The following is a 10629-nucleotide window of genomic DNA, read 5'->3' as shown; positions in this document are numbered from 1 at the left end:
ATGGGCCTGGGCATCCCCGTCGCCCAGCACTTCGGCCCGATGAGCGAAGTGGCCCCCGGCTGGAAACTGCGCGTACTGTTGGCCCAGGCACTGTTCTCCGATCCGGAAGTACTGCTGCTCGACGAGCCGACCAACCACCTGGATATCAACACCATCCGCTGGCTGGAAAACATCCTCACGGCGCGTAACAGCACCATGATCATCATTTCCCACGACCGTCACTTCCTCAACAGCGTCTGCACCCATATGGCCGACCTGGACTACGGCGAGCTGCGCCTGTTCCCGGGCAACTACGACGAGTACATGACCGCCGCGACCCAGTCGCGCGAGCAGCTGCTGTCGGACAATGCCAAGAAGAAGGCGCAGATTTCCGAATTGCAGTCCTTCGTCAGCCGCTTCTCGGCCAACGCCTCCAAGGCCAAGCAGGCCACCTCGCGCGCCAAGCAGATCGACAAGATCCAGCTGGCCGAGGTCAAGCCATCCAGCCGTGTCAGCCCCTTTATCCGCTTCGAGCAGACCAAGAAGCTGCACCGCCAGGCCGTCACCGTCGACAATATGTCCAAGGGCTTCGACGGCAAGACGCTGTTCAAGAACTTCAGCTTTACCGTCGAAGCCGGCGAACGCGTAGCCATCATCGGCCCCAACGGTATCGGCAAGACCACTCTGCTGCGCACCATGGTCGGCGAACTGAGCGCGGATGCCGGCTCGGTGAAGTGGACCGAAAGCGCCGAACTGGGCTACTACGCCCAGGACCACGCCGATGAGTTCGAGGACGAAAGCAACCTGTTCGACTGGATGGGCCGCTGGACCCAGGGCGGCTAGCAGCTGGTGCGCGGCAATCTCGGGCGCATGCTGTTCTCCAACGACGAGATCCTCAAGTCGGTGAAGGTCATCTCCGGTGGTGAGCAAGGCCGCATGCTGTTCGGCAAGCTGATCCTGCAGAAGCCCAACGTGCTAGTGATGGACGAACCGACCAACCACCTGGACATGGAATCCATCGAGGCGCTCAACCTGGCGCTGGAGAACTACCCGGGCACGCTGATCTTCGTCAGCCACGACCGCGAGTTCGTCGGCTCCCTGGCCACCCGCATCATCGAGCTGTCCGACAACGGCGTGACCGACTTCAGCGGCACCTACGACGACTACCTGCGCAGCCAGGGCCTGATCGTCTAAGCCACTGCCCGCCGCCACAAAAAAGCCCGCACTGAATAGCGGGCTTTTTTGTGGCACTGCTTATTTACGCAATGGCGAACAGCTCGCCGACTTGCTGCGCGGCCGCCTGCATGGCCGCGGCCCGAGGTTCTTCGCCGTAGGCCAGACCCTCGGCGCGCACCACCTGGATATCGTCGATGCCGACGAAGCCAAGGACGAACTTCAAATATTGCTCATGGGCCGCCCCACTCGGCTGGCCGGCATGCACGCCACCGGCGGTGGAGACGATCACCACCTGTTTGCCGCCGGCCAGCCCCTGCGGGCCGTTCTCGCCGTATTTGAACGTCTTGCCGGCCACTGTGATGCGGTCGATCCAGGCCTTCAGCTGACTCGGCAGCGCGAAGTTGTACATAGGCGCGCCTATCACTATGGCGTCGGCTGCAAGAAACTCTTCCAGGGTGCGCTGCGACAATTCGGCTTCGTGCTGCTGGGCGGCGTTGCGCAGCTCGGCCGGTGTGCCGGCGGCGACCAGGCTAAGGGCGGACAAATGACTCAGGGCATCGCTGGCCAGGTCGCGGTAGATCACCTGCACACCCGGCTCGGCGGCTTGCCAGGCGTCGACCACGGCGCTGCTGAGCTGACGGGAGGCGGATGAGTCGGCGAGGATGCTGGAATCGAGGTGCAGTAGTTTCATATCAGTCTCCAGATGAGATCACCCGGCGGCGATCAATATGAAGCTGATACTACCTATGAAAGTAATGGCCGATTAGTCAGCGCAAATGCGATAGTTCGTCCCATCTATAGGACGACAAGCTTATGTATGACCTCAACGACCTGTTCTACTTCGCCAAGGTAGTGGAAGCCGGCGGTTTCGCCGCGGCCGGCCGCACGCTGGGCATCCCCAAATCACGCCTGTCGCGGCGCATCGCCGAACTGGAAAACCGCCTGGGTGCACGCCTGCTGCAACGCACCACGCGCAAACTGGCGCTGACCGATATAGGCGAGCGCTATCTGCGCCATTGCCAAGCCATGTTGCTGGAGGCCGAACAGGCCGAGGAAACCGTCGCCAGCCTGACCAGCGAACCCCGCGGGCGCCTGCGGGTAACCACGCCGAACGGCATCGCCCAGATGCCCGAGCTGGTGGTGAGTTTTCTCGCGGCCTATCCCAAGGTGCAACTGGAAGTCGTGCAGACCAATCGCCGCGTCGACCTGCTCAATGAGGGCGTGGATGTGGCGCTGCGCGTGCGCAGCGCCGAAGACGAAGATCCGGCACTGATCAGCCGCCGTCTGCAGCCGGCGCAAGCCTATATGGTGGCGGCGCCGGAGCTGCTCCAGGGCATCAGCATCGAGTCACCTGAGGATCTGGCCAAGCTGCCGGCACTCGGCGCCTTGGAGGCGGATCGCAAGATTCATCTGCGCTTCCAGCATGAGCAGGGCCAGGTGCAGGACATCAGCCTGGAGGCTCGTCTGGCCATCGAGGACTTTGCCGTGCGCAAGCGCGCCGTACTGGCGGGCCTGGGCATCAGCATGCTGCCGCAGCCCTACTGCCACGAGGAACTGGCCGATGGCCGGCTGATCCGCCTGCTACCGCAGTGGCGGCTGCCGCCAGGCCACCTGCAGGCGGTCTACACCCACAGGCGCGGTATGCTCCCGGCCGTGCGCGCCTGGATCGAACACCTGAGCCAGGCGTTTAGCAGCTGGCAGTCGCCGGTCTAAGCGACGCCCTGTCGATCACGACTGGCCGAGGAAATCCATCTTGCCGATATTCAGGCCGTTGTGGCGGAGAATGGCGTAGGCGGTGGTCAGGTGAAAATAGAAGTTCGGCAGGACGAAATTGAGCAGGTAGTCCTGGCCGGTAAAGTGCAGTTCGGCCCCTGGAAACTTCAGGGTGATCGGCCTGCCCTCGCTACCATCGACTTGCGCTGCCGTGACGCTTTGGAGAAACGCCTGGGTCTTGCCGATGCGTGCCTGCACCTCGGCAAAACTGCTTTCGGTGTCGGCATAGCTGGGCACCTCGATGCCGGCCAGCCGCGCGGCACAGCCTTTGACGCTATCGGTGGCTATCTGTACCTGACGCACCAGTGGGTACATATCCGGCGCCAGGCGCGCGTTGAGCAGAACGCTCGGTTCGATCTTACGCTCAGCGGCATAGGCTTCGGCCTTGTACAGGATGGCCGAGAGGTTGCCGAGCATGCGCACGAAGGGCGGAATCGAGGCGTGATACATGGACAGTGACATAGGCAAATCTCCCTTGAGGCTGAGACAGGTGTCAGCACCCAGCAAGATTAGCCAGAGAATCCGCGGCCGTTGCTCGATCTTCGCTGGCGCTAAGGCAGGTAGCGCAGCCCATTGGCGAAATAACGACCGCCCAGCACCAGCCGGTCGACCCAGAACAGCTGGTGCGCCGCGACAATCGCCCAGAACGCCAATTGGTAGGAGAGCTTGCGGGTCTTGTGGCGAAAGCACTGCTGCGCCAGCAAGGCTCCGGGCCAGCCACCCAGTAGTTCAAGCAGATGCATGGCCTTTTCTGGCGTGCGCCGGCGCCCTTTAAGCGCATTGCGCTTATCGCCCCAGTACTGGCAAAAGCTGAGCACGCTGGTCAGCGCATAGGCCACTAGCCCCCAGATAAATCCTGAGTTCAGCAATAGCTGGAGACTGCCGAGCAGCGGCAAGCCGCACAGCGCCGCCAAGACCAGCAGTTTAGGGCCAAGGTTTTGCACAGGCCCGGCATAGGCCCCCAACTGCCTTGCTGTGCTTGGCTTAGGCTCTGCGGCAGCAGGCACCTTGGCTAGGCGGGACTTTTGCCGAATCGGCGGCCGATCCAGGCTTGAGGCGCCGGCCACGCGCATATGCTCGGCGCGCAGGCGTCCTTGCTGGTCCTGACTGGCGCTATACACCACTGCATCGCCTGCCACTGGCCGGCGATCGCCATGTATGGCGGAGATATGGACAAAGACCTCGGCGCCATCCTGGTGCGGCTGGATAAAGCCGAATCCCTTGTCGTCGTTCCAGCTCTTCAACAGCCCCTGCAGCTCCATCAATGGCGACTCAATGCTTTAAAGCGCGGCATTCTAAAGGCTTTAGCCGGGATAGTGACGGCGCAGGAAATCCACCAGTAGCAGATTGACCCGCTGCGCCTGCTCGTTCTGGATCCAGTGCCCGCAATCCTTTAGCACATGCTGCTCCAGGTGGGGGACGCGCTTGGGCATCTGCTTGAGGGTATAGGCCTCCAGCGTGCCGACCGGGTCCTTGTCGCCGATCAGGAACAGCGCCGGCTGCTCGATCTGCCTGTCAGCCAAAGCCTCGGTGCGCTGCCAGTTGCGTTCGAAGTTGCGGTACCAGTTCAGCGCGCCGTAAAAACCCCGGCCGTTGAACGTCTGCAGATAGTGCTCGAAGGCTTGCGCATCACACCATGCGGGCAAGGTGCCAGGGTCTTGCATACCATCGAACAGCCCGGCGCCGGCTGGCTTTTCCTGCAGAAAGAAATCCCGGGGCACGGCGGCCGAAGTATTGTGCATCATCATGCGCAAGGTGCGGGGCATATCGGCATCCATTTCCGCCTCGGCCACCCCCGGCTGCTGGAAGTGCAGGATGTAGTGAAAGCGCCCGGCATACAGCTGGCGCATGATCTCGATGGCTGGTTGCTTGGGCCTGCCGGCAAAGGGCACGGCCATCCCCACCACGGCTTTGATCCGCAGCGGCTCGAGTAGCGCCAGATGCCAGGCCACAGGCGCGCCCCAGTCATGACCGACCACGCAGGCCTCATGCTGGCCGAGCGCGTCCATGGCGGCCTGAATATCGCCGCACAGGGTGAGCAGGTCATAGGCTTGCGGCTCGCGCGGCGCACTGCTCTGGCCATAGCCGCGCATTTCCGGGATCAATACCCGATAACCGGCGGCGGCCAGAGGCGCGATCTGCTCCCGCCAGGAATGCCAGCACTCGGGGAAACCATGCAGCAACCAGAGCGGCCGCCCCGTTGCGGGGCCGGTGCTGTACAGACTCAGCTCGATGCCATTGAGCCGAAGAAGCTGGTGTTCAAGCTGATCCATATGCGCCTCCGTTAGCCGACGCCACTATGACAAAGGCGCACCCCTGGGTGCGCCTTTAATCCATCTGCCGAATACAGGCCAAGCACTCAGTGTTGTGCGGTGCTCCAGTCGATCCACTGCAACTGCCAGGTCGCCAGAATCAGCAGGCCAAAGCCGATGCGGTACCAGGCGAACGCCGCATAGCTGTGGTTGCCGATAAACTTGAGCAGCGCCCGTACCGCGATCATGGCGAAGATAAATGAGGTGACGAAGCCTATGGCGAATACCGGCAGATCATCCGGACGGAACAGCTCACGGTACTTGTAGCCGGAATACAGAGCCGCCCCCACCATAGTGGGCATCGCCAGAAAGAAGGAAAACTCGGTCGCCGCCTTGCGCGACAGGCCGAATAACAGGCCGCCGATAATGGTCGCCCCCGAGCGCGAGGTGCCGGGAATCATCGCCAGGCATTGGGCGCAGCCAACCTTCAAGGCATCCTTCCAGGTCATCTCATCGACGCTCTCGGCATGCACTTGATGCTTGCGCCGCTCCGCCCAGAGCATGATCACGCCGCCCACGACCAAGGCCGCCGCCACTGTGACCGGGTTGAACAGGTATTGATGGATCAGGTCGGCAAAGGCCACACCGAGCAACGCGGCCGGCAGAAAGGCAATCAACAGATTGGCGGTAAAGTTCTGCGCCTGGCGCTCTCTGGGTAGCCCCAGCACTATGCCGATAATCTTGTGCCGATACTCCCAGACCACGGCGAGAATGGCGCCCAGCTGGATGATGATATTGAACGCCATCGCCCGTTCGCCACCGAAGCCGATCAGGTCGGCGACTATGATCTGGTGTCCGGTACTGGAAATCGGCAGAAACTCCGTAAGCCCCTCGACTATCCCCAAAATCAATGCCTGTGCGGCAGCCCACAAATCCATCCAAACTCCCTAGAGCGCACGCCTTCGCGCGCGAACAACTAAATAAGTAATAACAGCGCTTCAGCCCCCCGGCACTCGGCAAAGGGTTCCTGAGAGCTGAGTTAATGCTGGCAAGCCACTGATCTAGCGTACCGATGCGCAAATGCTATCAGAGAAATAAACTCTATAGCCTTACCTAAATGAGTCCATTACTGAGCACTGCAACAACCAGGTTTCACTGCAACAGTCACACAGATGAAATGTTGCGATCTGCCACTATAAGGTGCCGATCAGGTCGCCTCACCCTGGCTCAATGCCTTGGCGCTGGGCGGCGTGGTCCGAGCAGCTTGAATGCTTGCCGCGCCAGCGCTACGCTGCAACAAGACGCATCCGGTCGAAGACATCATTCAACGCGTGACCAGGCCGCCTGGCCCATGACAATGCCCTGGCGGCTGAACAATCCAGCGCTGCAGGCCGGCATCTAGGGCCGCTGGCCGAACAGCTCAACAGGTTACTGGGGCAGTTTCGCGTATGAGGGCTAAATGAGCAGCATGGAACATCAGGAAGTCGACCTTAACCGCGCACAGAACCAGGATCTGGTCTGGGATCTGGATAGCATCGCCCGCCGCGAACTGGCCGAGCGATTTATCAAGCTATTCGAAAACCGTCTGTGCGTTTTCTCCGAATCGGTGCACCAGCTCTACACCAACTACAACCTGCATTTCCCTAGCGATCAGGGCCGCAAGATGGTGGTGCTGCCCAATCCTTATGCCTTCCACGATACGCTGCATGGCATCGAGTCCCAGGCGGTGCGCAAGACCGGACTCTGCGTGCTGCCCGGCGTGGTGCTGGGCAAACCCGGCCTGTTGCTGACCACCATGTTCAAGGAAGGTGGCCCGGCCCCCAAGACCATGCCGTTCAAACAGGCCTTGGCGCAGATCATCAGCAGCCAGAAAAAGGCCGGCGACGTGTTCCTGCCGATCATGATGAAGGGCGACTTGCGTGAATTTAATCAGCAAATGCCCTACATCCATCTGCATCGGTTGCAGGTCAGTCGACTCACTCGGCTGTCCAGCTTTGAGCGTGATGACATTCAGCAAACCATCACCCGCAAACTGCTCACCCTCTATCGCCAGGCGGATAGTCTTAGCTGCCAGGAAACTTGATGCCGCTCGGCTGAACCAGGCCCAATAGGCTCAGACGCATAAAAAAGCTGGCAACAGTGACCTGTTGCCAGCTTTTTTATTGGGGAGTGGAATCTCTCAGGCTGAGTGCTAAACCGCCCAAGCCCTGCTTACTGCTGACTGACCCAAAATACCGCCGTGGCGACGAAGATCAGAATCAGGACGAAAATTGCTTTGGCATCTACAGCGCTGTCGCGGCTGTCAGGTGCGCAATGTTCTGAATGCTCGGTCATGGACTACCCCCTCGTTGTTGTGTTTATGGGTGAACCGTCCTGCAGTTAAGACCAGCCAGGCGGCTTACTCAAGCCTCGAGGTTATGTTCTGCTGCGCAATTATTCTTTTAAGTTCTTTCCATATACTCAAACATCACTTTTGCGCATAACCCTGAGCTGGTATCTTCCTCCAGCTCCGCCAGGAGTGCGCGGCCGTGCGCGCTGATTTGCTGTAAAAAGCCTGATAACAGGACACTCCATGTACGTATACGACCAGTACGACCAACAAATCGTCGAGGACCGCGTCAAGCAGTTCCGCGATCAAACCCGCCGTTACCTGGCTGGCGAGCTGAGCGGCGAAGAATTCCGCCCGCTGCGCCTGCAGAATGGCCTGTATATCCAGCGCTATGCGCCCATGCTGCGCGTGGCCGTGCCTTATGGCCTGATGTCATCCGCGCAAGTGCGCATGATGGCCAAGATCGCCCGTGACTACGACAAGGGCTACGCCCATATCAGTACCCGGCAGAACGTGCAGTTCAACTGGCCGGATCTGGAAGATGTCCCCGCTATTCTCGCCGAATTGGCCACAGTGCAGATGCACGCGATCCAGACCAGCGGCAACTGCATCCGCAACACCACCACCGACCAGTTCGCTGGCGTGGCCAAGGACGAAATAGTCGATCCGCGCCTCTGGTGCGAAATCATCCGCCAGTGGTCGACCTTCCACCCCGAGTTCACTCACCTGCCGCGCAAATTCAAGATCGCGGTCAATGGCGCGGTGAGCGATCGTGCGGCCATCGAGGTGCACGATATCGGCCTGGAGGCGGTGAAGAACTCCGCGGGTGAACTGGGCTTCCGCGTTTCCGTCGGCGGCGGCCTCGGTCGCACGCCGGTGGTGGGCAGCTTTATCAATGATTTCCTGCCCTGGCAGCACCTGATCAGCTACCTCGACGCTATCCTACGCGTGTACAACCGCTATGGCCGTCGCGACAACAAGTACAAGGCGCGGATCAAGATCCTGGTCAAGGCCCTGACTCCGGAAGTCTTTGCCCAGCGTGTCGAAGCCGAGTGGGCCCATCTGAAAGATGGTCCTACCACCCTGACCGAAGCCGAAGTGGCGCGGGTGGCGGCGCACTTCGTCGATCCACCCTACCAGGCGCTGGCCGACCAGGACGCTGCCCTCGCCCAACTCGACAGCGAGCACCCGGGTTTCGCCCGTTGGCGCCAGCGCAACTGCTTCGCCCACAAGAAGCCGGGTTATGTAGCCGTGACCCTGTCGCTCAAGCCCACCGGCACCGCGCCGGGCGACGTCACCGACAAGCAGCTGGACGTCATCGCCGAGCTGGCCGACCGCTACAGCTTCGGCGAAGTGCGCAACAGCCATAATCAGAACATCATCCTCGCCGACGTCGAGCAGGCGCAGCTGTTCACCCTCTGGGGCGAGCTGCGTGAAAACGGCTTCGCCACGCCGAACGTGGGCTTGCTGACCGATATCATCTGCTGCCCGGGTGGCGACTTCTGCTCCCTGGCCAATGCCAAGTCGATTCCGGTGGCCGAAGCCATCCAGCGTCGCTTCGACGACCTGGACTACCTGTTCGATATCGGCGATATCGAGCTGAATATCTCCGGTTGCATGAACGCCTGCGGTCACCACCATGTCGGCCATATCGGCATTCTCGGTGTGGACAAGAAAGGTCAGGAGTTCTACCAGGTGTCCCTCGGCGGCAGCGCCGGCCGTGACGCCAGCCTGGCGCAGATTCTCGGTCCCTCCTTCGCCGAAGCGGACATGGCCGACGTGATCGACAAGATTATCAAGGTGTATATCGAGCAGCGTACCGAAGAAGAAAGTTTCCTCGATACCTTCCGCCGCATCGGTGTCGATCTGTTCAAGGAGCGCGTATATGCAGCGAATCATTAAGAACGGCCAGTTGCTCGATGAAACCTGGCACCTGCTGCCCAAGGACGCCACCCTCGATAGCCTGTCCAATTGTGACGACCTGATAGTGCCGCTGGCCCTCTGGGTCGAGCACTCCACCGCACTCAAGGTCCGCGATGGTGGCCTGGGCGTGTGGCTGGACGCCGGTGAGGAAATCGAGGAAATCGCCGATCAACTGGACAACTTTCAGGTCATCGCGCTGAACTTCCCCGCCTTCACCGACGGCCGTCATTGCTCCACCGCCTACCTGCTGCGCACCCGTTACGGCTACACCGGCGAAGTGCGCGCCATAGGTGACGTGCTGCGTGATCAGCTGTTTTCTTACCAGCGCGTCGGCTTCGATGCCTTCGCCTTGCGCGAAGACAAGGACCCGCTGGACGCACTGAAAGCCTTCGAGGAGCTCAGTGAGGTGTATCAGGCCTCCAGCGATCAGCCGCTGCCGCTGTTCCGCCGCCGCGCCTGATTTGGCTAAGCAATAAAAAGCCCCGCTTATCTTGAGATAGGCGGGGCTTTTTATTTACCGAGTCGAGCTAAGGCTTTTAGGCCCTGACACTGTCCCAGGCGATTTGCGCAAACAGCTCGCGGCAATCCGCCAGATCGCTACGCGCCCTGCCGGCCAGCCAGTTGCGGGAAAAATCATGGGTGGGGCCGATGATCACCGAGGCGAAACAGTCGATCGGCATACTCTTGAAGCAGCCCTGCTCACGGTAGCCCGCCAGCGCCTGGTAGATACGCGCGTAGTGCTGCTGATTGGCCTCGCGCAGCTGCTCGCCCATCTCGCTAGCCTCGACGCGACCACGGCTGTGCAGAACGAAACGCGCCCAGTCCGGGTTGGCCACCACCCAGTCGATATAGCTAGTGACCAGCAGTTTGACGCAGGCTTCGGCGCTGTCAGCCTTGGCAAAGCCCTGCTCCAGCAGCGCGGCATATTGCTCCGTGCCCGCCAGGTAGAGCGCCGCGATGATGCGCTCTTTATTGCCGAAATGGTGGTAGAGGCTACCGATACTGGCACCCGCGCGGTCGCGGATCATCTCGATGGTGGTGGCATCCACCCCCGCCTCGCTCACGCAAGCCAGCGCGGCCTGGAGAATCTCATCTTTACGGGTGCTGCGAGCCATAACGCTCCTTAGGTGCAAGCATGCCTAAACAGGGAGTTCAATCGAGCCTGACCAGCACGCGGCCGACCTGCTTGCCCGCCAG

Annotated in this window: 11 protein-coding genes and 2 pseudogenes; 6 read left to right on the top strand and 7 right to left on the bottom strand. The window is 60.9% G+C overall.

From position 1 onward, the window contains the following. Nucleotides 1-1173 (top strand): annotated as a pseudogene (locus Q8Q83_RS01385) (ATP-binding cassette domain-containing protein); the annotation flags it as partial. 64 nt (nucleotides 1174-1237) lie between these two features. On the opposite strand, the gene Q8Q83_RS01380 reads toward Q8Q83_RS01385, so the two are convergent. After that, nucleotides 1238-1846 (bottom strand): FMN-dependent NADH-azoreductase, encoded by a 609-nt coding sequence (locus Q8Q83_RS01380; protein WP_305620473.1) that lies wholly within the window; start codon nucleotides 1844-1846, stop codon nucleotides 1238-1240. Nucleotides 1847-1968: 122 nt separating this feature from the next. On the opposite strand from Q8Q83_RS01380, the gene Q8Q83_RS01375 reads away from it, so the two are divergent. Further along, nucleotides 1969-2868, top strand: coding sequence for a LysR substrate-binding domain-containing protein (locus Q8Q83_RS01375; protein ID WP_305620471.1), 900 nt, complete (start codon nucleotides 1969-1971; stop codon nucleotides 2866-2868). Nucleotides 2869-2883: 15 nt separating this feature from the next. On the opposite strand, the gene Q8Q83_RS01370 is transcribed toward Q8Q83_RS01375, so the two are convergent. The 4 genes from Q8Q83_RS01370 to Q8Q83_RS01355 form a co-directional block, all read right to left on the bottom strand. Continuing rightward, nucleotides 2884-3390, bottom strand: a complete 507-nt coding sequence (locus tag Q8Q83_RS01370; RefSeq protein WP_305620470.1) for a DUF1993 family protein — start codon at nucleotides 3388-3390, stop codon at nucleotides 2884-2886. Nucleotides 3391-3479: 89 nt separating this feature from the next. Further along, entirely contained in the window at nucleotides 3480-4190 is a 711-nt protein-coding gene (locus Q8Q83_RS01365; protein ID WP_305620468.1) for a DUF1294 domain-containing protein, read from the bottom strand. Nucleotides 4191-4232: 42 nt separating this feature from the next. Continuing rightward, a complete protein-coding gene (locus Q8Q83_RS01360; protein ID WP_305620466.1) occupies nucleotides 4233-5201 on the bottom strand; it encodes an alpha/beta fold hydrolase in 969 nt (322 codons plus the stop codon). Between the two features lie 86 nt (nucleotides 5202-5287). Further along, nucleotides 5288-6118, bottom strand: a complete 831-nt coding sequence (locus tag Q8Q83_RS01355; RefSeq protein WP_305620464.1) for an undecaprenyl-diphosphate phosphatase — start codon at nucleotides 6116-6118, stop codon at nucleotides 5288-5290. A 266-nt stretch (nucleotides 6119-6384) separates the two neighbouring features. On the opposite strand from Q8Q83_RS01355, the pseudogene Q8Q83_RS01350 reads away from it, so the two are divergent. Together Q8Q83_RS01350 and Q8Q83_RS01345 are read left to right on the top strand one after the other, a co-directional pair. After that, nucleotides 6385-6632: pseudogene (locus tag Q8Q83_RS01350) on the top strand (methyl-accepting chemotaxis protein); the annotation flags it as partial. 7 nt (nucleotides 6633-6639) lie between these two features. Continuing rightward, nucleotides 6640-7263, top strand: a complete 624-nt coding sequence (locus Q8Q83_RS01345) for a hypothetical protein (protein ID WP_305620462.1) — start codon at nucleotides 6640-6642, stop codon at nucleotides 7261-7263. Nucleotides 7264-7391: 128 nt separating this feature from the next. On the opposite strand, the gene Q8Q83_RS01340 is transcribed toward Q8Q83_RS01345, so the two are convergent. Then, nucleotides 7392-7514, bottom strand: a complete 123-nt coding sequence (locus Q8Q83_RS01340) for a hypothetical protein (RefSeq protein ID WP_305620460.1) — start codon at nucleotides 7512-7514, stop codon at nucleotides 7392-7394. A gap of 238 nt (nucleotides 7515-7752) precedes the next feature. On the opposite strand from Q8Q83_RS01340, the gene Q8Q83_RS01335 reads away from it, so the two are divergent. Both Q8Q83_RS01335 and Q8Q83_RS01330 read left to right on the top strand, forming a co-directional pair. Then, entirely contained in the window at nucleotides 7753-9411 is a 1659-nt protein-coding gene (locus tag Q8Q83_RS01335) for a nitrite/sulfite reductase (protein ID WP_305620459.1), read from the top strand. Next, the gene (locus Q8Q83_RS01330; protein ID WP_305620457.1) at nucleotides 9395-9892 is read left to right on the top strand and encodes a DUF934 domain-containing protein; all 498 of its coding nucleotides are present in this window, start codon (nucleotides 9395-9397) and stop codon (nucleotides 9890-9892) included. Before Q8Q83_RS01335 ends, Q8Q83_RS01330 begins: the two co-directional genes overlap by 17 nt. 76 nt (nucleotides 9893-9968) lie before the next feature. Here Q8Q83_RS01330 and Q8Q83_RS01325 read toward each other — a convergent pair whose 3' ends face one another. Beyond that, nucleotides 9969-10547: a TetR/AcrR family transcriptional regulator gene (locus Q8Q83_RS01325; RefSeq protein WP_305620456.1), complete on the bottom strand. Its 579-nt coding sequence runs from the start codon at nucleotides 10545-10547 to the stop codon at nucleotides 9969-9971. Nucleotides 10548-10629 lie beyond the last annotated feature (82 nt).

This window comes from Pseudomonas sp. (assembly GCF_030696055.1).
Classification (GTDB): domain Bacteria; phylum Pseudomonadota; class Gammaproteobacteria; order Pseudomonadales; family Pseudomonadaceae; genus Aquipseudomonas.
Note: the sequence above shows the minus strand (reverse complement) of the source record. Positions and strands in the feature narration are given on the sequence as shown.